The organism is Caballeronia temeraria (genome assembly GCF_001544795.2).
In the GTDB taxonomy this organism is placed as follows: domain Bacteria; phylum Pseudomonadota; class Gammaproteobacteria; order Burkholderiales; family Burkholderiaceae; genus Caballeronia; species Caballeronia temeraria.
The window spans coordinates 1-21,896 of sequence record NZ_FCOI02000041.1; the positions used below are offsets into that span (position 1 = coordinate 1).

The following is a 21,896-nucleotide window of genomic DNA, read 5'->3' on the forward strand; positions in this document are numbered from 1 at the left end:
TTCCCTTGCATACCCTGCGGCAGCGCGCAGCGCTGTGCCGGAACCCTTTCGTGCTGGTCCAGCGCCTTAAAACGACTAGCTTGTCAGACCGCGCGCGAGCCAAGCCCGGTGGGTCCTTCGAGGGCACTCTTTAGGCGAGGGCCGCCGAGGACGAGAGAACTACTCAAACTACGTGTGACCGCGGGCCTGAAAAGCTGCTTTCTTTGGTTACTTTCTTTGCAGCAGCAAAGAAAGTGACTGCCGCCCCGCACAGGGGCAGTGCTAATAGACCGCAAAGAACTCAGGATTCCACGAAAGCGAAAGCGAAAGCAAAAACAAAAACAAAAAACGGACCGGCACCGACCACTTTCCCGAAGAAGAAGAAAGCACCAGCACCGGTCCGCACGGACCGACTCTCAGCCCAAACTTACTGACAGGCTTCGCACTCGTCGAACCCCGGATCACCCGGACGCATCATGCACACGGGGCCATCGGCTTCCGGCGCGGCGGCAGCCTCCACCGAAGTCGCAGCAGCGGCATTGAACCCGCCATTGCCCGACGTCGAAGCAGCACCGCCGCCAAACCCGCCAGCCGCACCCGCTCCGCCGTCACCGGAAGAAGAAGGCACCGCATTCAGCGCACCGTGCGCAACCGTCGACTTCTCGACGTGCGTCGCCGCCATCGTACGGAGGTAGTAGGTCGTCTTGAGGCCGCGAATCCACGCGAGCTTGTAGACCTCATCGAGCTTCTTGCCCGACGCGCCCGCCATGTAGATGTTCAGCGACTGCGCCTGATCGATCCACTTCTGACGGCGCGACGCCGCTTCCACGAGCCACTTCGGATCGACTTCGAACGCCGTCGCGTAGATCGCGCGGAGATCGGCCGGAATGCGGTCGATGCGCGAGAGCGTGCCGTCGAAGTACTTCAGATCCGACACCATCACTTCGTCCCACAGCCCGCGCGCCTTCAGATCACGCACGAGGTAGTCGTTGACGACCGTGAATTCGCCCGACAGATTCGACTTCACATACAAGTTCTGGAACGTCGGCTCGATACACGCCGACACGCCGATGATGTTCGAGATCGTCGCCGTCGGCGCAATCGCCACGCAGTTCGAATTGCGCATGCCGTACGTCGAGATGCGCGAACGCAGTTGCGCCCAGTCCATGCTCTCCGACGTGTCCACTTCGACATAACCGCCGCGCGCCTCGGCCAGAAGCTTCAGCGAATCCTGCGGAAGAATGCCGCGATCCCACAGCGAGCCGCGATACGTCGCGTAACGGCCGCGCTCTTCCGCGAGTTCCGTCGACGCGTAGTACGCGTAGTAGCAGACGGCTTCCATCGAACGATCCGCGAACTCGACCGCCTCGCCCGACGCATACGGCGTGCGCAGCAGATGCAGGCAGTCCTGGAAGCCCATGATGCCCATGCCCACCGGACGATGCTTCAGGTTCGAGTTACGCGCCTTCGGCACCGCGTAGTAGTTGATGTCGATGACGTTGTCGAGCATGCGCATCGCGACGCTGATCGTGCGCTTGAGCTTGTCGTGATCCAGCGCGTACGAGCCGTCGGCCTGCTTCACCATGTGCGCGACGAGGTTCACCGAGCCGAGGTTGCAGACGGCGATTTCCGTCTCGCTCGTGTTCAGCGTGATTTCCGTGCACAGGTTCGACGAGTGCACCACGCCCACGTGCTGCTGCGGCGAGCGCACATTGCACGGGTCCTTGAACGTGATCCACGGATGGCCCGTTTCGAACAGCATGCCGAGCATCTTGCGCCACAGTTGCGCCGCCGGCAGCTTCTTGAACAGCTTGATCTCGCCACGCGCGGCTTTCTCTTCGTAAGCCACGTAGGCCTTTTCGAAGTCCGCGCCGAACAGATCGTGCAGGTCCGGGCAGGTCGACGGCGAGAACAGCGTCCAGTCGCCGCCTTCGACGACGCGCTTCATGAACAGATCGGGAATCCAGTTCGCCGTGTTCATGTCGTGCGTGCGGCGACGGTCATCGCCCGTGTTCTTGCGCAGCTCGAGGAATTCCTCGATGTCGAGGTGCCACGATTCCAGGTACGCGCACACCGCGCCCTTGCGCTTGCCGCCCTGATTGACCGCGACAGCCGTGTCGTTCACGACCTTCAGGAACGGCACCACGCCTTGCGACTTGCCGTTCGTGCCCTTGATGTGCGAGCCGAGCGCACGCACGCGCGTCCAGTCGTTGCCGAGGCCGCCCGCGAACTTCGAGAGCAGCGCGTTTTCCTTGAGCGCTTCGTAGATGCCGTCGAGATCGTCGGCGACCGTCGTCAGATAGCACGACGACAATTGCGAGCGATGCGTGCCCGAGTTGAAGAGCGTGGGCGTCGACGACATGAAGTCGAACGACGACAGCACGTTGTAGAACTCGATGGCGCGCGCTTCGCGGTCGATTTCGTTGAGCGACAGACCCATCGCGACACGCATGAAGAATGCCTGCGGCAACTCGATGCGCGTGCCCTCGACGTGCAGGAAGTAGCGGTCGTACAGCGTCTGCAGACCAAGATAGCCAAATTGCAGATCGCGGTTCTGATCGAGCGCAGCGCCCAGACGCTTGAGGTCGAACTGTTGCAGCTTGTCATCGAGCAGGCCGGCTTCGACGCCGCGCTTGATGAACTGCGGGAAGTATTCGGCGTAGCGCTCGCCCATTTCGGCTTGCGTCACTTCGTCTTCGAGAATTTCGCGGCGGATCGTGTGCAGCAGGATCCGCGCGGTGACCTGGCTGTACGCCGGGTCTTTCTCGATCATCGTGCGCGCGGCGAGGATGGCGGAGTCGTAGACCTGCGACATCGGCACGCCGTCGTACAGATTCTTCACCGTTTCCGCGACGATCGGCTCGGCGGACACCGCATCGCCCAGATTCGCGCATGCCGAGACGATCAGCGCCTTCAGCGCGTCCATGTCGAGCGGACGCGTGACGCCGTTGTCCGTCACGTTAATCGCGCCTTCGTGCGCCTGCGCGTTCTGCGTGGCCGAGCGCTCCTGCGTGCGCTGCTGCGTGCGCTTCTCGCGATACAGCACGTACGCACGCGCGACGTTATGCTCGCCGCCGCGCATCAGCGCGAGCTCGACCTGATCCTGAATGTCTTCGATATGGAACGTGCCGCCATGCGGACGGCTGCGCACGAGCGCGCGCACGACGGCTTGCGTCAGTTGCTCGACCTGCTCGCGCACACGCGCCGAAGCCGCGCCCTGCCCGCCGTTCACTGCGATGAACGCCTTCGTCACCGCGATCGCGATTTTCGTCGGCTCGAACGACACCACGCTTCCGTTGCGACGGATGACCTTGTAGTCGGCAAACGTCGTGTTCGGCGCGAGCGCCTGAGCGCCCACGTTCTGCGCACCGCTCATCGGCTGTGCGGATGCGCCTTCGAATGAAGTCGTGGCGTTGTCGGTGGTTTGCATGTGCAAAACTCCTGGTGTTCGATTGGTGCGGATGGTCCGCGGATTTATCACTTATGCCGCGCGTGTCACGAGAACGTCATGGAGCGCGCGCGGGGTTTTGGCGGTAAAGCCGGGCTGTGAATACAGCAGGCTGAAAACACGAATTGCGGCGCTTACGGCCCGCATTGTTCTTGGCGTCTCATGCGGTGCCCGCGTTGGCGCGCGGTATCGGTCGACGCAACTCGCGCTCACTTGCATGCCTTCTTCACGGTGCTGCTTGCTGGCGCTCGATGTGCCCGACGCCTCTCTCCTCGCAAAGAGAAACCGTCTCGCGCATCGCCCCGGGCCAGCCAAACTTCTTCTACGCCGGAAAGCGGGCGGCGCCTGCTCGGTGGAGCGGCGCCGCCACAACAACACAAGATGTAGTGCAAAGTCCGTCTTTCGGCACCAAGTATAGTGGACAACCTCGCAGTCTCAAAAAGGTTTATTTGCCCGATGGACGCCGTTGCGGGGTTGACTTTTGCTACTGCAAAGCGCGGCAAGGCCTCGCGCGTGACGCTGCTGCGCCGCAACGAGAAAGACCTTACGCAATGCTCAGATGTTGGACTGAAACGGGAAGAACGATGGCGGCAGCGCGCTGTCGTGACGCAGGCGCAGCCAGTCGAAGTGCGGGCCGGGATCGGTCTTGCGGCCGGGCGCGATGTCGGAGTGACCGGCGAGCGCGTCGATCGGATAACGCTTCACGATCATGCGCACGAGCGCGGCGAGCGCGTCGTATTGCGCGTCCTCGAACGGCACGCGATCGCTGCCTTCGAGCTCGATGCCGATCGAGAAATCGTTGCAGCGCTCGCGTCCGCAGAACGACGAAACGCCCGCGTGCCACGCGCGTTCATCGCAGGAAACGAACTGCTGGACGGCGCCATCGCGACGAATCACGAAGTGCGCCGACACGCGCATGCCGCGCAGTTGATCGAAATACGGATGCGCGTCGTGATCGAGCGTGTTGAGGAAGAAATCGGCGATGGCGTTCGTCGTGAAATCGTCGGGCGGCAGACTGATGTTGTGCACGACGATGAGCGTTGGCGCCGCGTCGCCTGGACGCGCCTCGAAGTTCGGCGACGGCAGGCGCGTCGCGTTCGAGAGCCAGCCTTGCGCGTCGATGTGCGGGTCGGCTCGCCTGGTGACGTGCGTGTTCATCGTGCGTCGCGGCCGGTCGGACGAGCCGCGAAGTGACGCGCGTGATCGGCGCAGCAGAAGCGCTCGCCCGCGACGACGATCGATTCGCTGCGCGGCGTGTGCACGCCGCATTGCGCGCAGCGGATGAGCGGATCGGCGAGTTGCGGCGCGCTCGTGGCGGCGCCGTTGCCGTTGCCGTTGCCGTTGCCATTGCGGGCGCGCTGCGCTCCGCCCGCGGTCGCGCCGCCGGGTTGCGCCTCGCCCTGCTGCGCGCGCTCGTTCGCGCGGCGCAGTTTCTTCAGAAGCCACTGGCACAGAAAGAAGAGGACGATCAGAAAGAAAAAATTTCGCATCGATTTCAATGCCGATACATTCAGGCGCTCAGACGACCGCGCGATGCAGCAACACTTCGAACACGAAGCGGCTGCCGACATACGCGAGCAACAGCGCGGCGAACGACGCCAGCACCCAGCGCAACGCCGCGCGCCCTCGCCATCCGGAGATGCGACGCGCGGTGAGCAGCGCGCCGAACATCAGCCAGGAGACGAAGGCGAACACGGTCTTGTGATCGAAGCGCAGCGCGCGATCGACCAGTTGCTCGTTGAACGCGATGCCCGACACGAGCGTGAGCGTGAGGAGCACGAAGCCTGCCGCGATCAGACGGAACAGCAGCTTTTCGAGGGTCAGAAGCGGCGGCAGCGTGTCGAGCCAGCTCGCAAGCCAGCCGTTGCCGGTATGACGCGTGGCCATGCCGCGCATGCGTTGCAGGCGGCGTTCGAGCATCAGCATGAGTACGGCGTGCAGCGCGGCGATCGCGAAAAGCCCGTACGCGATGTTGGCGATCAGGAAGTGCAGCTTGAACATCGGCGCGGCGGAGTACGACAGCACGCGCACGCCGCCGAAGACGAGCGGCAGCAGCGACGCGATGCACGCGAGCGGCAGGACGAGCAGGCGCAGGCCGTCGAGCGGAAAGAAGAAGCTTTCGATCCAGTAGATGCCCGCGCCGAGCCAGAACATCGCGGAAAGCGCAAACGCGAAGCCGAAAATCATCGCGTTCTGGGGAAAGATAGTCGTGTGCAGCAGCACGCCGTGCACGAGCAGCGCCACTAATAATAGAGCGCGGCCCAGTCCGCCCATGCCCGTCGACTTTCTGGACGCCGGCGGCGGCGCGATGCCCGAAGGCACACCGGCCAGCGCCGGTTCCACCGCCGTGTGGCGATGCGCGCGCCAGCCCGCTACGGCGAGTCCGCCGTAGAGAAGCGCAGTGAGGGCATACAGTACAATATCCATGTTCGAAGTTTACACTAGGCCCTTGAATCACGACGTTTTCTCCCTTGCGGCAGCGCGGGGCGGCACATCGTTTTGCGCTGAAAAAGGGCCGCATTCACTACCTTTCCTATGCTCGATAACCTGACACAACGGATGGCGCGCGTCGTCAAGACGCTCCGCGGCGAGGCTCGGCTCACCGAGGCCAACACGCAAGAGATGTTGCGGGAAGTGCGTCTCGCGCTGCTCGAAGCCGACGTGGCGCTGCCGGTCGTGCGCGAGTTCATCGCCAAGGTGAAGGAGAAGGCGCTCGGCGAGGAAGTGTTGTCGAGCCTGTCACCGGGTCAGGCGCTCGTCGGCGTCGTCCAGAAGGAACTGACCGCCGTGATCGGCGGCGATTACGAAGGCAAGGCCGCCGAGCTGAATCTCGCCGTCGCGCCGCCCGCCGTGATCCTGATGGCCGGTCTGCAGGGCGCGGGTAAAACCACGACGACGGGTAAGCTCGCCAAGCTCCTGCGCGAGAAGAGCAAGAAGAAGGTGCTCACCGTGTCCGTCGACGTGTATCGCCCCGCCGCTATCCGTCAGTTGCAGACGGTGACCGAGCAGGTCGGCGCGGACTTCTTCCCGTCGGAGCCGGATCAGAAACCCGCGGATATCGCGCGCGCGGCGATCGACTGGGCGAAGCGTCACTATCACGACGTCGTGATCGTCGATACGGCCGGCCGTCTCGGTATCGACGAAGCCATGATGAACGAGATCAGCGAGTTGCACGCGCTGCTCAAGCCCGCTGAAACGCTCTTCGTCGTCGACGCCATGCTGGGTCAGGACGCGGTCAACACCGCGAAGGCGTTCAACGACGCGCTTCCGCTCACCGGCGTGGTGCTCACCAAGCTCGACGGCGATTCGCGCGGCGGTGCGGCGCTCTCCGTGCGCCACGTCACCGGCAAGCCGATCAAGTTCGTCGGCGTTGCGGAAAAGCTCGACGGTCTCGAAGTGTTCCATCCGGATCGCATGGCGAACCGGATTCTCGGCATGGGCGACATTCTCGCGCTCGTCGAGGAAGCGCAGCGCGGCGTCGACACGCAAGCCGCGCAGAAGCTCGCCGACAAGGTCAAGAAAGGCGGCGACTTCGACCTGAACGACTTCAAGGCGCAGCTTTCGCAGATGAAGAAGATGGGCGGCCTCTCGTCGCTCATGGACAAGCTGCCCGCGCAGTTTCAGCAGGCCGCGCAAGGCGCGGACATGAACAACGCCGAAAAGCAGATGCGCCGCATGGAAGGCATCATCAACTCGATGACACGGCAGGAACGCGCGAAGCCCGAACTCATCAAGGCCGCGCGCAAGCGTCGCATCGCGGCGGGCGCGGGCGTTCACGTGCAGGAGGTGAACCGCATGCTGAATCAGTACGAGCAGATGCGCGGCATGATGAAGAAGCTGAAAGGCGGCAACCTGCAAAAAATGATGCGCGGCATGAAGGGCATGCTGCCCGGCATGCGCTGATCGCACTTTTATTGAACCCGCGTGCTCTTCGGGCGTCCGACTCGCAAGACACGCGGGTTTATCATATGGCGCACGCCGCCGTTTTTTTCCACACTGAGAAGTCAGCCTTTCCCGCTTCCCCTTATGAATCGCGAAGAAGCCCTCCATATTTTCAGCCACTCCGAAGAGATCGTGACGGCTGACGAAGTCAACGCATCGATCGGCAAGATGGCCACGGCCATCAAGGCGGCGACGAAAGACGACTTCCCGCTCGTCCTCTCGGTCATGGGGGGCGCGGCCGTGTTCACCGGCATGCTGCTGCCGCATCTCGACTTCCCGCTCGAGTTCGATTACATCCACCTGACGCGCTATCGCAACGCCATCAAGGGCGGCAGCGAGATGCAATGGCGCGTGGCGCCGGCGGAATCGGTGAAGGATCGCGTGGTGCTCGTGCTCGACGACATCCTCGACGAAGGCGAGACCATGGCCGCGATCCGCGACCGCATCATGGCGATGGGCGCGAAGACGTTTCTCTCCGCGGTGCTGTGCGAGAAGATCATCCCGAAAGCGAAACCGCTGCGTCCGGATTTTTGCGGATTCGAGGTGCCGGATCGCTACGTGTTCGGCTGCGGGATGGACGCGAAGGGCTACTGGCGCAATTTGCCGACGATTCGGGCGTTGACTGAAGGGGCGTGATCGAACGCCCCTGCCAAAAGAAAAGCGGCCCGCGAGGCCGCTTTTTTCATAGCTGATGCACGAAAGTGCGTATGCCCGTCAGCATCATCTCGACGGAAATCGCGACCAGCACGAGTCCCATCAAACGCTCGAACGCCGTCACCACGCGCTCGCCGAGCCACTGCTGAATCTTCTCGGCGAGGATCAGCACGATCGCGCACACGATCATCGTCACCGTGAGCGCGCCGATCCATTCGAACATCTTGCCGGGCGCTTGCGACGTCAGCAGCATCACCGTGGCCAGCGCCGATGGCCCCGCCAGCGCCGGAATCGCAAGCGGCACGATCAGCGGTTCGCCGCCGCGCGAATCGCCGCCCATGGCGCCGTCCGGATGCGGAAAGATCATGCGCAGCGCGATCAGAAACAGCACGATGCCGCCCGCGATGCGCAACGAGACATCCGTGAGATTCATCGCGCGCAGGAAGCGGTCGCCCGCCATCATGAACACCAGCAGGATGACGAACGCGATCGCCACTTCGCGCAGCACCACGACGCGCCGCCGTTCCTTGGCGACGCTACGCAGCGCGTTGATGAAGATTGGGATGTTGCCGAGCGGATCGGTGATCAGCAGCAGCAGGATCGTCGCAGACAGGAAGTTGTACTGCATTACTTCCCGAGCGCGGCCCGCACTTTGCCGACGACGACATCCGCCGCTTCATCGACCGGCAGCAGCGTGGCTTCGGCGTCGCGGCGGCCCTGATATTCCAGCTTGCCTTCCTTCAACCCGCGATCGCCGATCACGATGCGATGCGGCACGCCGATCAGCTCCCAGTCCGCGAACATCACGCCGGGACGCTCGCCGCGATCGTCGAGAATCACGTCGATGCCCGCCTGCTGCAACGTGGCGTACAGCTTGTCGGCCTGCTCGCGCACGGCGTCGCTGCGGTCGTAGCCCATCGGGCAAATCACGACTTCGAACGGCGCGATGGCTTCCGGCCAGATGATGCCGCGGTCATCGAAGTTCTGTTCGATCGCCGCGCCCAGCACGCGCGTCACGCCGATGCCGTAGCAGCCCATCTGCATCGGCGCGGGCTTGCCGTTTTCGTCGAGGAAAGTTGCGCCCATTGAATCGGAATACTTGGTGCCGAGCTGGAACACGTGGCCCACTTCGATACCACGGCAGATTTCCAGCGTGCCACGGCCGTCCGGCGACGGGTCGCCCGCGACGACATTGCGGATGTCCGCCACTTCCGGCTCGGGCAGATCGCGGCCCCAGTTCACGCCGGTCGTGTGGTAGTCCACCTCGTTCGTGCCGACGACGAAGTCGCTCATGTTCGCGACCGTGCGATCCGCGATCACGCGCACCGGCTTCTTCGTGTTCAGCGGTCCGAGATAGCCCGGCGGCGTGCCGAACCATTCGATGATCTCCGCTTCCGTCGCGAAACGGTAACCCTTGAGGCCCGGCAGCTTGCCGGTCTTGATGTCGTTGAGCGAGTGATCGCCGCGCAGCATCAGCAACCAGATGGTCGGCTCGGCGCCTTCGTTCTCGGTGGCCAGAACGATCGACTTGATGGTCTTTTCGAGCGGAATGTTCAGCAGTTGCGCAACCGCCTCGCACTTCGCGGCGCCGGGCGTCGGCGTCTTTTTCAGCTCCTCGGCCGGCGCGGCGCGTTGCGCGATGAGCGGCAGCGCATCGGCGGCTTCGACGTTCGCCGCGAACTCCGAGCTCGGGCAATACGCGATGTCGTCCTCGCCCGTGTCGGCGATCACGTGGAATTCATGCGAGCCGCTGCCGCCGATCGAACCGTTGTCCGCCGCGACCGCGCGGAACTCCAGACCGATGCGCGTGAAGATGCGCACATAGGCTTCGTACATCTTGCGATACGACTCGGCGAGGCCGTCGAAATCTTTGTCGAACGAGTACGCGTCCTTCATGATGAACTCGCGGCCGCGCATCACGCCGAAGCGCGGACGGATTTCGTCGCGGAACTTCGTTTGAATCTGATAGAAGTTCACCGGCAACTGGCGATAGCTCTTGATCTCGCGACGCGCGATGTCGGTAACGACTTCCTCGTGCGTCGGGCCCATCACGAAATCGCGCTCGTGGCGATCCTTGAAGCGCAGCAGTTCGGGGCCGTATTGCTCCCAGCGGCCCGACTCCTGCCACAGTTCGGCGGGCTGCACGGCGGGCATCAGCAATTCGAGCGCGCCCGCGCGATTCATCTCTTCACGCACGATGGCTTCGACCTTGCGCACCGAGCGCAAGCCGATCGGCATGTAATCGTAGATGCCGCCCGCGACGCGGCGGATCATGCCGGCACGCATCATCAGCTTGTGACTGACGATCTCGGCGTCGGCGGGAGCTTCTTTCAGGGTGCCGATGAAGAAACGGGATGCTTTCATTCAAATTTTCCAAATGCGGCGCACGCTTCGGAGCCAGTGTGGCGCCAGAGCAGGCGAAACGAGGGTGAACGACGGAAACGGCCGACGGCTTTGCAAAGAAGAAGATTTTGCCGTCTTCCGGGAACGCTGGCAAAGCGTCTTGCACCCTGCCCGGGAAACGCGCCCCGAATTCGGGTTCGGCCCGGTGCGCGGGGTCCGTTAACTGTTTATAATCAAAGCAATTTTAAAGGATTTGAAGGTGGCTGTATGCTGGATCGTGAAGGCTTTCGCCCGAACGTCGGCATCATCCTCTTGAACGCGCGCAACGAAGTGTTTTGGGGCAAGCGGCTGCGTGAACATTCCTGGCAGTTTCCGCAAGGGGGCATCAAATACGGTGAGACCCCTGTGCAAGCGATGTATCGGGAGTTACACGAAGAAACCGGCCTGTTACCGGAGCATGTGAAAGTTGTCGGTCGCACGCGCGACTGGCTGCGTTATGAGGTGCCGGACAAGTTCATCAAGCGCGAGGTGCGCGGACATTATCGCGGTCAGAAACAGATCTGGTTTCTGCTGCGCATGGTGGGCCGCGATTGCGACATCTGCCTGCGCGCGACGGACCATCCGGAATTCGATGCCTGGCGCTGGAACGAGTATTGGGTACCGCTGGATGCGGTCATCGAGTTCAAGCGCGACGTTTATCAAATGGCTCTCACCGAGCTGTCCCGCTTCCTGCGGCGTACCAACTCCCGCGGTGAACGCGGCGAGCGAGCCGCGCATCACGGGCCGCGCTATCCACGCGTCGTCCAGACGATGACCATCGAAGCGCCTGCCGTTACTGCATCCGGCGCGGCAGTTCAGGCAGAATGCACGGTCACCGAAGAAGTGCATGTGATCGTGCACCGCTCATCGTGAGACTGAGCACCGCAGCCCTTCGACTACGTTGACACTCAATTCGATTGCGATCGATGGCACGGCGAACTTCTCGCCGTGCCATCGCGCTTTGTTCCGCCGGGCGGGCGCTTTGCGTTCCGCGCGCATGTTTCCGGGAAGACCCAATTGAAAGTGAATGCCTCACTCGCGGTAATCGCGGCATCCGCGGCAGCGCTTGCCGTGCTCGCCGGCTGCTCCAGCAACAAGACCCCGTCCACTCAGGACGACGGCGTGTTCACCTATCTGCTCGACCGCAAGACGACCTGGGCCGAGGACAAGATCGACACGATGCCGCCACTGCCGCAGGCGTCGAATCTGATCGCGTTCAACGTGTCGCAGAACACGCCGCTCACGTTCGCCGTCGACAAGACGTCGCTCACCGTCGGCAACGATGGCGTCGTGCGTTATGTGATCGTCGCGACGAGTCCGGCGGGTGCGCGCAACGTCAACTATGAAGGCATTCGTTGCGACACCTACGAATGGCGCCGCTACGCGAGCATCAACGACGATCAGAACGGCTGGGATCAGGGTTCCGCGTTCGACTTCAAGCGCATCGAGAACGGCGAGCTGAACGCGTATCAGGCGGCGCTGTATCAGGATTACTTCTGCACGAGCAAGCTGGTTGTAGGTACCGCGAAGCAGATCGTCAACAACATGGAATACAAGCGCACGCAAAGCTCGATCAATCTGCGCTGATTGATTGCGCCGCGCTTCAAAGTGAGAACGCCCTTCGAATGAAGGGCGTTTGCTTTTGCGTTTCGGCTCAGACGAGCACCAGATTGTCGCGATGGATCAACTCCGGCTCCAGCATGTAACCGAGCACCGATTCGATCTCGCCGCTCGGCCGCCGATGAATCAGCCGCGCCTCCGAACTGCTGTAGTTCGTGATGCCGCGCGCGACTTCCTGCCCCTGATCGTCGACGCACGCGATCACTTCGCCGCGATCGAACGCGCCCTTCACGTCGATCACGCCGATCGGCAGAAGGCTCTTGCCGTCGGCGGTGAGCTTGTTGACCGCGCCCTTGTCGATGACGACATGCCCGCGGACCTGCAAGTGATCCGCCATCCACTGCTTGCGCGCCGCCATGCGTGCCGTGCGCGCGATGAGCTGCGTGCCGATCAGTTCGCCCGATGCGAGGCGCGTGAGCACATCGGCTTCGCGCCCGCTCGCGATCACCGTGTTCGCGCCGCTGTGCGCCGCGCGCTTCGCCGCGAGAATCTTGGTCAGCATGCCGCCGCGGCCGAGGCTCGAACCCGCGCCGCCTGCCATCTGCTCAAGTTCGGGCGTGCCGGCATCGGCCTGCTCGACGAGCGTCGCGTTCGGGTCCTTGCGCGGATCGGCGGTAAAGAGGCCGCGCTGATCGGTGAGGATGACGAGCGCATCGCCTTCAATCAGATTCGCGACGAGCGCGCCGAGCGTGTCGTTGTCGCCGAACTTGATTTCGTCGGTGATGACTGTGTCGTTCTCGTTGATGATCGGCACCGCGCCCAGGCGCAGCAGCGTGAGCAGCGTCGAGCGCGCGTTCAGATAGCGCTCGCGATCGGCGAGGTCGGCGTGCGTGAGCAGAATCTGCGCGGTGCGGATGCCGTGCGCGCCGAAGCTGCTTTCGTAGACCTGCGCGAGACCCATCTGGCCGACTGCGGCCGCAGCCTGCAATTCGTCGATCTCACGCGGCCGCTTCGTCCAGCCGAGCCGGTGAATGCCTTCCGCGATCGCGCCCGAGCTCACGAGCACGACTTCCTTGCCCTGCTCGCGCAGCGCCGCGATCTGCGACGCCCAGCGCGAGATGGCCGCATGGTCGAGTCCGCGCCCGTCGTTGGTGACGAGGCTGGACCCTACTTTCACTACGATTCGCTTCGCAGCGGCGATGACCGAACGCATCGTGCGCTTTCTCCTCGTGGTTGCTTTTATTCCTTCGCTTCGCCGTCGCGGAAACGCACGTCGGCGGCGAGATCTTCCGCTTCCGCCGCGCGCGACGCGTCCGAATGCTGCGAGATGTAGTCGTAGATCGCGTACGTGAGCGCTTCGCAGCCCTGGCCCGTCAGCGCCGAAATCTCGTAGACGGGACCGTCCCACTCGAAACGCTCGACGAAATCGGCGATGCGCGCTTCGCGTTCGTCTTCCGGCACCATGTCGAGCTTGTTCAGCACGAGCCAGCGCGGCTTCTCGTACAGCGACTCGTCGTACTTGCGCAATTCGTTGACGATAGCTTTCGCTTCCGCGACCGGATCGACATTTTCATCGAACGGCGCCATGTCGACGAGATGCAGCAGCACACCCGTGCGCTGCAAGTGACGCAGGAACCGATGCCCAAGCCCCGCGCCTTCCGCCGCGCCTTCGATGAGACCCGGAATGTCCGCGATCACGAAGCTCTTGCTCGGCCCGACGCGCACCACGCCGAGATTCGGCGCCAGCGTCGTGAACGGATAATCCGCGATCTTCGGCCGCGCATTCGACACCGACGAAATGAACGTGGACTTGCCCGCGTTCGGCATACCGAGCAGGCCGACGTCCGCGAGCACTTTCAGTTCGAGCCTGAGCATGCGGCGCTCGCCCGGCTTGCCGTCGGTTTTCTGACGCGGCGCGCGGTTCGTGCTCGACTTGAAATGCAGGTTGCCGAGGCCGCCCGCACCGCCCTGCGCGATCAGGACTTGCTGATTGTGCTCGGTCAGGTCGGCGATGATCTCGCCCGTTTCCTGATCCGAAATGATCGTGCCGACCGGCATGCGCAACGTGATGTCGTCGCCGCCCTTGCCGTAGCAATCCGCGCCGCGGCCGTTTTCGCCATTGCGCGCCTGATGCTTCTTGGAGAACCGGTAGTCGATCAGCGTGTTGATGTTGCGGTCGCCGACCGCGTAGACGCTGCCGCCGCGCCCGCCGTCGCCGCCGTCCGGTCCGCCGAACGGGACGAACTTTTCGCGGCGCATCGACGCGCTGCCATCTCCTCCGTCGCCGGCGATGACTTCAATCCTCGCTTCGTCAATGAACTTCATGCGTTGCTCCGTCCCGTGTATTCGCTCTATTTTGCCGTGACCGGCTAATGCGGTCACTCATAACCAATTTTCGACCGCACCAAATGAAAAGGCCCCGCGAACTTCGCGGGGCCTTTTTTCGGTCCTGAAGCCCGTGCGTAAAATTTACGCTGCCGGGACGACGACGACCGTGTGCTTCTTCGCAGCGCCCTTGGTCACGAACTTGACGTGACCGTCGGCCAGCGCGAACAGGGTGTGATCCTTGCCGATGCCGACATTCTCACCCGGATGCATACGCGTGCCGCGCTGACGAACGATGATGCCGCCTGCGTTGATTGCCTGGCCGCCGTACACCTTCACGCCGAGGCGTTTGCTCTCGGAGTCGCGGCCGTTGCGGGAAGACCCGCCTGCTTTTTTGTGTGCCATTTGCTTAGCTCCTTAACCGATGCGCTTACGCGTTGATCGCGTCGATGCGCAGTTCGGTGTAGTTCTGGCGATGGCCAGCGTGCTTTTGGTAGTGCTTCCGGCGACGCATCTTGAAGATGGTCACTTTCTTGTGACGACCTTGGGACACGACGGTAGCCTTGACGGAAGCCCCACTGACCAGCGGCGTACCGAACTTAATCGATTCGCCTTCGCCCACTGCGAGAACCTGGTCGAGCGTGATTTCAGCGTCAATGTCTGCCGGTATCTGTTCTACTTTAAGTTTTTCGCCAACGGCAACTTTGTACTGCTTGCCGCCGGTTTTTATGACCGCGTACATTGAGAACCTCACTCAAAATTCTTTTTCCACGCACCACGCGGGGAAAACACGCGATTATACATAGAGTTACGCGCGACGTCAAAGCGCCGTGACGATGCGCGCACGGACGGCGCCGCACGCGATCCCGCCCCGAACCTCGGCGAAAACGAAGCGAATCGTGGCTGAATTTCGCCGACGTCGCACGAATCGAAACACCCGAGCACCGGCGTCTGTCGGATTCGCCTTATAATCCGCCGGATTACCTTTTTTGCCGATCATGTCGTCCACCGCCACTTCCTCCCCAAACGCCGCCGCGCTGCTCGCCCCGATCGCCGAGGACATGCAGCAGGTCAATCGCGTCATCCGGCAGCGCCTGGCATCAGAAGTGATGCTGATCAACCAGATCTCGGAGTACATCATCGGCGCGGGCGGCAAGCGGCTGCGTCCGGCGCTGCTGCTGCTCGTCTCCGGCGCGCTGGGCGACACGACCGGACATCGCCATGAACTCGCGGCCGTGGTGGAGTTCATCCACACGGCAACGCTGCTGCACGACGACGTCGTCGACGAATCCGATCTGCGCCGCGGCCGTAAGACCGCCAATGCGCTCTTCGGCAACGCGGCGAGCGTGCTGGTCGGCGACTTCCTCTACTCGCGCTCGTTCGAGATGATGGTGAGCGTCGGCAAGATGCGCGTGATGGAGATTTTGTCGGTCGCGACCAACATCATCTCCGAAGGCGAAGTCCTGCAGTTGCTCAACATGCACGACCCGGACGTGGACGAAGCCCGCTATATGCAGGTGATCCGCTACAAGACGGCGAAGCTGTTCGAAGCAGCGGCGCAGCTCGGCGCGGTGCTTTCGGGCGCGGATGCGCGCACCGAAGCGGCGGCGGCGGAGTTCGGCCGGCGCATCGGCACGGCGTTCCAGATCATGGACGACTGGCTCGACTACACCGGCACGCCGGAATCGATGGGCAAGAACGCCGGCGACGACCTGCGCGAAGGCAAGCCCACGTTGCCGCTCATCTATCTGATGGAGCACGGCACGCCGGAACAGGCGGCGCTCGCGCGCGAAGTGATCGAACAGGGCGGCACGGATCGTTTCGACACGATCTTCCGCGCGATCACCACTTCGGGCGCGCTCGATCACACGCTGGAGTGCGCGCGCAAGGAAGCTCAGGCAGCGGCAAATGCGATTTCTTCATTTCCCTCTTCCATCTACAAAGAGAGCCTGCTAGAATTATGTTCTTACTCGACGTCACGGCAGTCTTGAACGAGACTGAAGCAGCGTAAGAGTCCAAGTTGGTCAATTCGGGGTGTAGCTTAGCCTGGTAGAGCGCTACGTTCGGGACGTAGAGGCCGGAGGTTCGAATCCTCTCACCCCGACCAGAATTGCAAAAACCCGCATGGTCCGCCATGCGGGTTTTTTTATTTCCGGCAACAAAACCGCGTACGCTGGCCGAACGGCCGAGGGCGGGCTTTGCCGGCCCGTCTGCTATATTGCCTCCCATCTCCGCCCCTACTCGATCACCGCGTGGACAACCTTCCCTTATGGGCGCAAATTTGCGCCATTTTTCTGCTTCTCTTCCTTTCCGGTTTCTTCTCGATCTCCGAAACGTCGATGATGGCGCTCAATCGCCATCGGCTGAAATATCTGGCGAGCCAGGGATCGCTACGCGCCCGCACGACGCAAGCGCTGCTCGCGAAAACCGATCAGCTTCTCTCCGTCATCCTGATTGGCAACAACCTGATCAACACGATCATCCCGGTGCTGACGACATCGATCGCGCTGCGCACGTTCGGCCATAACAATCTCGTCCTGTCGGTCACAACGGGCGTCATCGCGTTTCTGATCATCGTGTTCGCGGAAATCGCGCCGAAGATCGTCGGCGCGACGTATCCCGAGAAAGTGGCGCTGCCGGCGAGCCTCGTGCTCGCGCCGCTCATGCGCATCGCGCGGCCGCTCATCTGGTTCGTCAATCTGTTCGCCAACGCGATTCTCGCCGCGCTGCACATCAACACCCGAACCAAGCGCGATCAGCGGATTTCGCCCGAAGAACTGCGCACCATCGTGCTGGAAACCGGCAGCTTCATGCCGACCAAGCACCGCAGCATCCTGCTCAATCTGTTCGATCTGGAAAACATCACCGTCGACGACGTGATGATTCCGCGCCGGCGCATCGAAGCGCTCGATTTCGACGCGCCCTTCGACCAGATCCTGCATCAGCTCGAGACGTGCTATCACAATAAGCTCGTCGTGTTTCAGGGCGACATCGATCGCGTGCTCGGCGTGCTGCACGTGCGCAAGACGCTCTCGGCGCTGCATAACCAGGAACTCGAGCGCGACACGCTGCGCCAACTGCTCACCGAGCCTTATTTCGTACCCGCCGGCACGCCTGTTTTCCAGCAGTTGCAGTTCTTTCAGGAAAGCGGCCACCGCATTGCGATCGTCGTCGACGAGTACGGCGAATTGCAGGGACTCGTCACGCCGGAGGACATCATCGAAGAACTGATCGGCGAGTTCACGACGACGATTCCGCGCGGGGCCGGCTCGCGCGGCGGCTGGGACGAGAACGGCGAGTGCATCGTGGCGGGCAGCATGCCGCTGCGTGAACTGAACCGCTGGCTGCATCTGTCGCTGCCGACGGACGGCCCGAAAACGCTCAACGGCCTGATTCTCGAAACGCTCGAAGATATTCCGGACGGCGACGTCTCGGTGCAGATCGCGGGCGTGACCTTCGAAGTCATGCGCAGCGACGATCAGGCGATCCGCACCGTCAAGATCTTCCGTCCGCTCGAAACCGCAAAACACGCGCGTTAGCCATTCGGACGACTGTGCGCCGGGCGCCGCGAGCGGGATGATCGGATCATCTCGACTCCGACCGCCCGACGCCCATGATTTCCCGTCCCCGCGACACCGCATCCGATCACGAGACGCCCGCCGTCTCGCTGCTGACCGATACCTTGCGCGAAGCCGCCGAGCGCGGCGCATCCGACATTCACGTCGAGCCCTCCGAGCATGAGTGGCGCATCCGGCTGCGCGTCGATGGCGCGTTGCACGTGCTGAAGCGCCCGCCGCCGCACCTGCGCGATGCGTTCGTCACGCGCATCAAGGTGCTGGCGCGCATGGATATCGCCGAGCGGCGCGTGCCGCAGGACGGCCGGCTGCGGCTGAATCTTCCGGGCGGGCGGATCGGCGACTATCGCGTGAATTCGTTGCCGACGCTCTTCGGCGAAAAGCTCGTGCTGCGGCGGCTCGAAGCGCTGCCGCCCGATTTGTCGCTCGCCGTGCTCGGCCTCGACGACGCTCAGGGCCGCGCGGTCGAATCCGCGATTCGCGCGCCGCACGGTCTCGTCCTCGTGACCGGCCCGACCGGCAGCGGCAAGACCTTGTCGCTCTACTGTTTCCTGCAAATGCTCAACGCCGAAGCGCGCAACGTGTGCTCGGTCGAAGATCCCGTCGAAATCCAGCTCGCGGGCATCAATCAGGTGAGCGTGCGCGAGAAGGCCGGGCTGACGTTCGCCGTGGCGCTGCGCGCATTCATGCGTCAGGATCCGGACGTCATCATGGTCGGCGAGATTCGCGACGCCGAAACCGCCGACGTCGCCGTGAAGGCCGCGCAGACGGGACATCTCGTGCTCTCCACCTTGCACACGAACGATGCGCCTGCCGCAATCGCGCGTCTCATCGATATCGGCGTGGCGCCTTACAACCTCGCGTCCGCGCTCAAGCTCGTCACCGCGCAACGGCTCGTGCGCAAGCTGTGCGAGTTCTGCCGCGCGCCGTCGGCGCTGCCGCTCGCGGACGGCTTTCATCCGTTCGAGCCGCGCGGCTGTCCGGCGTGTCATGGCATCGGCTATCGGGGGCGCGTCGGCGTGCATCAGGTGATGCCGGTATCGGATGACATGCGCGAGCTGATCGTGTCGCGCGCGGCGACGCATGCGATCTCGCGCGCCGCCCAGGGGCAAGGCATGCCCGCATTGCGCGACGCGGCTTTCGCGCGCGTGCGCGACGGCGTGACGAGCGTCGCCGAAGCGGCCGAAGCGACGGAGGTCGAATGATGAACGACGCACTCGAATTGCGTTTCGCGTGGCGCGGCATGGACGGCGAAGGCCGGTCGAAGCAGGGAAAGATCGTCGCCACCGACGCGCTCGCCGCCCGTGCTTCTCTGCGACGGGAAGGCGTGATCGTGACGACGCTCGATATGCTCGGTGCCGCGCCGCCGCCCAAAACGAAGACCGCCGACGTCACCATCTTCACGCGTCAGCTCGCAGGGCTGCTGCGCGCGGGCCTGCCGCTCGCCGGTGCGCTCGAATTGCTGGCCGGCAGCGCGACCGGCAGCGGACTGCCGCGCGTCGTGCGTGCGCTGGCTCGCGACATCACGCGCGGCGTGCCGTTTTCAGGCGCGCTCGCGCGGCATCCGGCCGCATTCGGTGCGTTGTATTGTCAGCTCGTTTCGGTCGGAGAAGTCGCAGGCGCGTTGCCGACGGTGCTCGCCCGTCTCGCCGACGACCGCGAGCGCGCCGCCGCCCAACGAGCGAGATTGCGCGCCGCCCTCACCTATCCGGTCATGGTGCTGCTGCTTTCGCTCGCGATCACGGCCGGCTTGCTGATCGGCGTGGTGCCGACCTTCAAGACGATCTTCGATGGCTTCGGCGCCGCGCTGCCCGCGCCGACGCGCTTCGTGCTCGCGCTGTCGGATGGCGTCGCGAATATCGGCGTACCGTTCGCGATTGCGCTCGCTTGCGCGACGGTCGTCGCGTGGAACTGGCTGAAACGTTCGCCCGATGCCCGCGCCGCCGCCGATCGCGCCGCGCTGCGCCTTCCGCTCGCGGGCAAGCTGCTGCGTTCGCTGGCCGTCGCACGATGGAGCCGCGCGCTCGGCACGCTGCTTTCGGCGGGCACGCCGCTGTCGGACGCTTTCGATTCGCTCACGCACGCCACGGGAAACCGCGTGTTCGACGACGCCACCGTCGACATCGCCGTGCGGCTGCGCAACGGCGAACGCCTTGCCGCCGCGATGCGCGCCGCCGGATGCTTTCCGCTGGACGTGGTGCAGCCGATCGCGGTCGCCGAAGAATCGGGCTCGCTCGATGCGATGCTGCTGGATCTCGCCACGCTCGCCGACCGGCAGGTGGACGAACGCATCGGCGGGTTCGCGAGTCTCTGCGAGCCGATCGTCATCACGGTGCTGGGCGCGCTCGTGGGCGGGCTCGTCATCGCGATGTATCTTCCTATCATTCAGCTCGGCAACGTGGTGTAGCATCGCGGGCCAAAGCAACCGTTCGTCCATCATGCAGCCTTCGTTCGATCCGTCCACCGCGCACTTCGCGAGCCGCTATCTGGCGGCGTTCGCGGCGCTTCCCGTCGCCGTGCAGTACGGGTTCGCCGTCGTGTTCGGCCTGGTGATCGGCAGTTTTCTCACGGTCGTCGTGCATCGTCTGCCGGTGATGCTCGAACGCGCGTGGCGCGCGGAAGTCGACGCGGCCATCCCCGAAGCAGCCGACGCCGCCGCGGATTCGTATCCCGAGCGCTTCAATCTCGCCGTGCCGCGCAGTGCGTGTCCGCATTGCAAGCACGTGCTGCGCGCGTGGGAGAACATTCCGGTCATCAGCTATCTGGCCTTGCGCGGACGGTGTTCCGCATGCGGCGCGCGCGTGAGCCCGCGTTATCCGCTAACCGAACTCGCAACGGGCGCGCTCGCGGCGCTCTCGCTCTATGCGTTCGGTCCCGCGTGGCCCGCGCTGGCCGCGTTCGGTCTGTGCGCGACTTTGCTGACGGCCGGCCTCATCGACTACGACACGCGCTATCTTCCCGATGTGCTGACGCTGCCCCTGCTCTGGGCGGGACTCATTGTCAATTTCGGCGATGGCGGATTCGCGACGCTGCACGACGCCGTCACCGGCGCGATCGCGGGCTATCTCTTTCTGTGGTGCGTGTACTGGCTCTTCAAGCTCGTGCGCGGCGTCGAAGGCATGGGATACGGCGACTTCAAGCTGCTCGCCGCGATCGGCGCGTGGCTCGGCTGGTCCGCGCTCGCGCAGGTCATTCTCATTGCGGCCGTCGCGGGCGCCGCGTTCGGCATCGTCGCGACCTGGCGCAAGCGCATGCGTTTCGAAGAGCCGTTGCCGTTCGGGCCGTTTCTGGCGGCGGGCGGCGCGATCACGCTCTTCGCCGGAACGCCGCTCTATGCATTGTTGGGATGATCGAAGGAGCAACGGATGTTCAGCATTGGTCTCACCGGCGGCATCGGCAGCGGCAAGAGCACGGTCGCCGATCTCTTCGCCGCGCGCGGCGTGCCGCTGATCGACACGGATCTGATCGCGCACCGGATCACGGCGCCGGGCGGCGTCGCCATGCCGCTCATCGCGAGCGAGTTCGGCGACGATTTCATCGCGGCGGACGGCGCGCTCGACCGCGCGAAGATGCGCGCGCTCGTCTTCGCCGACGACACCGCGAAAGCGCGTCTCGAAGGCATCGTGCATCCGCTGATTCGCGCCGAGACGGAACGGCAGCGGCACGCGGCGCAGGGCGCGTATCACATCGTGGTCGTGCCGCTGCTGGTCGAGTCGGGCGAATGGGCGAGCCGCGTGTCGCGCGTGCTGGTGGTGGATTGTCCCGTCGACACGCAGATCGCGCGGGTCATGCGGCGCAACGGCTTCACGCGCGAACAGGTGCTCGCGATCATCGCGAAGCAGGCGTCCCGCGAGGCGCGTCTGGCCGCCGCCGACGACATCGTCGTCAATGACGAAGCCGCTACGCTCGACATGCTCGCGCAGCAGGTCGACGCGCTGCACGCCCGTTATCTGACGCTCGCATCCGCATGAAGCGACGCGATCGCCTGAGTTCGACAAATCGTCGAAAAGTTCCCGGATTTGCGCTGAAAC

Annotated in this window: 21 protein-coding genes and 1 tRNA gene; 11 read left to right on the forward strand and 11 right to left on the reverse strand. The window is 63.7% G+C overall.

Going from position 1 to position 21,896, the window contains the following annotated elements:
* Positions 1-406: 406 nt before the first annotated feature.
* From AWB76_RS33955 to AWB76_RS33970, 4 genes are all read right to left on the reverse strand, one after another.
* Positions 407-3,409, reverse strand: a complete 3,003-nt coding sequence (locus AWB76_RS33955; RefSeq protein WP_061164483.1) for a ribonucleoside-diphosphate reductase subunit alpha — start codon at positions 3,407-3,409, stop codon at positions 407-409.
* A gap of 573 nt (positions 3,410-3,982) precedes the next feature.
* Positions 3,983-4,585: a 1,6-anhydro-N-acetylmuramyl-L-alanine amidase AmpD gene (gene ampD, locus AWB76_RS33960; RefSeq protein WP_061164484.1), complete on the reverse strand. Its 603-nt coding sequence runs from the start codon at positions 4,583-4,585 to the stop codon at positions 3,983-3,985.
* Positions 4,582-4,917, reverse strand: a complete 336-nt coding sequence (locus tag AWB76_RS33965; RefSeq protein ID WP_061164524.1) for a PP0621 family protein — start codon at positions 4,915-4,917, stop codon at positions 4,582-4,584. Before AWB76_RS33965 ends, ampD begins: the two co-directional genes overlap by 4 nt.
* A 28-nt stretch (positions 4,918-4,945) precedes the next feature.
* Positions 4,946-5,854, reverse strand: a complete 909-nt coding sequence (locus tag AWB76_RS33970; protein WP_061164485.1) for a cytochrome C assembly family protein — start codon at positions 5,852-5,854, stop codon at positions 4,946-4,948.
* A 108-nt stretch (positions 5,855-5,962) separates the two neighbouring features.
* Here AWB76_RS33970 and ffh point away from each other — a divergent pair, with 108 nt between their 5' ends.
* Both ffh and AWB76_RS33980 read left to right on the forward strand, forming a co-directional pair.
* Positions 5,963-7,330 (forward strand): signal recognition particle protein, encoded by a 1,368-nt coding sequence (gene ffh, locus AWB76_RS33975; protein ID WP_061164486.1) that lies wholly within the window; start codon positions 5,963-5,965, stop codon positions 7,328-7,330.
* Between the two features lie 123 nt (positions 7,331-7,453).
* A complete protein-coding gene (locus AWB76_RS33980) occupies positions 7,454-8,005 on the forward strand; it encodes a hypoxanthine-guanine phosphoribosyltransferase (protein ID WP_008342939.1) in 552 nt (183 codons plus the stop codon).
* A 46-nt stretch (positions 8,006-8,051) separates the two neighbouring features.
* On the opposite strand, the gene AWB76_RS33985 is transcribed toward AWB76_RS33980, so the two are convergent.
* Together AWB76_RS33985 and AWB76_RS33990 are read right to left on the reverse strand one after the other, a co-directional pair.
* Entirely contained in the window at positions 8,052-8,651 is a 600-nt protein-coding gene (locus AWB76_RS33985; protein WP_061164487.1) for a MarC family protein, read from the reverse strand.
* Positions 8,651-10,387, reverse strand: coding sequence for a proline--tRNA ligase (locus AWB76_RS33990; RefSeq protein WP_061164488.1), 1,737 nt, complete (start codon positions 10,385-10,387; stop codon positions 8,651-8,653). Before AWB76_RS33990 ends, AWB76_RS33985 begins: the two co-directional genes overlap by 1 nt.
* A 246-nt stretch (positions 10,388-10,633) precedes the next feature.
* Here AWB76_RS33990 and AWB76_RS33995 point away from each other — a divergent pair, with 246 nt between their 5' ends.
* Entirely contained in the window at positions 10,634-11,278 is a 645-nt protein-coding gene (locus tag AWB76_RS33995) for an RNA pyrophosphohydrolase (protein ID WP_061164489.1), read from the forward strand.
* 150 nt (positions 11,279-11,428) lie between these two features.
* Positions 11,429-11,992, forward strand: coding sequence for a CNP1-like family protein (locus AWB76_RS34000; RefSeq protein ID WP_061164525.1), 564 nt, complete (start codon positions 11,429-11,431; stop codon positions 11,990-11,992).
* Positions 11,993-12,059: 67 nt separating this feature from the next.
* Here AWB76_RS34000 and proB read toward each other — a convergent pair whose 3' ends face one another.
* The 5 genes from proB to AWB76_RS41275 all read right to left on the reverse strand — a co-directional run bounded on the left by proB (position 12,060) and on the right by AWB76_RS41275 (position 15,353).
* The gene (proB, locus tag AWB76_RS34005) at positions 12,060-13,178 is read right to left on the reverse strand and encodes a glutamate 5-kinase (RefSeq protein WP_061164490.1); all 1,119 of its coding nucleotides are present in this window, start codon (positions 13,176-13,178) and stop codon (positions 12,060-12,062) included.
* Between the two features lie 26 nt (positions 13,179-13,204).
* Complete coding sequence (gene cgtA, locus AWB76_RS34010; protein ID WP_061164491.1) at positions 13,205-14,290, reverse strand: Obg family GTPase CgtA; 1,086 nt, start codon at positions 14,288-14,290, stop codon at positions 13,205-13,207.
* A gap of 144 nt (positions 14,291-14,434) precedes the next feature.
* On the reverse strand, positions 14,435-14,695 hold the full coding sequence (rpmA, locus tag AWB76_RS34015) for a 50S ribosomal protein L27 (protein WP_008342952.1): 261 nt from the start codon (positions 14,693-14,695) through the stop codon (positions 14,435-14,437).
* 25 nt (positions 14,696-14,720) lie between these two features.
* Positions 14,721-15,032, reverse strand: a complete 312-nt coding sequence (gene rplU, locus AWB76_RS34020; RefSeq protein WP_014192315.1) for a 50S ribosomal protein L21 — start codon at positions 15,030-15,032, stop codon at positions 14,721-14,723.
* A gap of 78 nt (positions 15,033-15,110) precedes the next feature.
* Positions 15,111-15,353 carry a hypothetical protein gene (locus AWB76_RS41275; RefSeq protein ID WP_167357800.1) on the reverse strand — a complete coding sequence of 81 codons (243 nt, stop codon included), beginning with the start codon at positions 15,351-15,353 and terminating at the stop codon, positions 15,111-15,113.
* Between AWB76_RS41275 and AWB76_RS34025 the strand changes: the two genes are divergently transcribed.
* From AWB76_RS34025 to coaE, 7 genes are all read left to right on the forward strand, one after another.
* Positions 15,289-16,281, forward strand: coding sequence for a polyprenyl synthetase family protein (locus AWB76_RS34025; RefSeq protein WP_061164492.1), 993 nt, complete (start codon positions 15,289-15,291; stop codon positions 16,279-16,281). The genes AWB76_RS41275 and AWB76_RS34025 overlap by 65 nt on opposite strands.
* Positions 16,282-16,320: 39 nt before the next feature.
* Positions 16,321-16,397, forward strand: a tRNA-Pro gene (locus AWB76_RS34030).
* Between the two features lie 145 nt (positions 16,398-16,542).
* Positions 16,543-17,829, forward strand: a complete 1,287-nt coding sequence (locus AWB76_RS34035) for an HlyC/CorC family transporter (protein ID WP_061164493.1) — start codon at positions 16,543-16,545, stop codon at positions 17,827-17,829.
* Between the two features lie 74 nt (positions 17,830-17,903).
* A complete protein-coding gene (locus AWB76_RS34040; protein ID WP_061164494.1) occupies positions 17,904-19,070 on the forward strand; it encodes a GspE/PulE family protein in 1,167 nt (388 codons plus the stop codon).
* Positions 19,067-20,272 carry a type II secretion system F family protein gene (locus AWB76_RS34045; RefSeq protein WP_061164495.1) on the forward strand — a complete coding sequence of 402 codons (1,206 nt, stop codon included), beginning with the start codon at positions 19,067-19,069 and terminating at the stop codon, positions 20,270-20,272. Before AWB76_RS34040 ends, AWB76_RS34045 begins: the two co-directional genes overlap by 4 nt.
* Positions 20,273-20,303: 31 nt before the next feature.
* Positions 20,304-21,215 (forward strand): prepilin peptidase, encoded by a 912-nt coding sequence (locus tag AWB76_RS34050; RefSeq protein ID WP_061164496.1) that lies wholly within the window; start codon positions 20,304-20,306, stop codon positions 21,213-21,215.
* A gap of 15 nt (positions 21,216-21,230) precedes the next feature.
* A complete protein-coding gene (gene coaE, locus AWB76_RS34055) occupies positions 21,231-21,836 on the forward strand; it encodes a dephospho-CoA kinase (protein WP_061164497.1) in 606 nt (201 codons plus the stop codon).
* Positions 21,837-21,896: the final 60 nt, after the last annotated feature.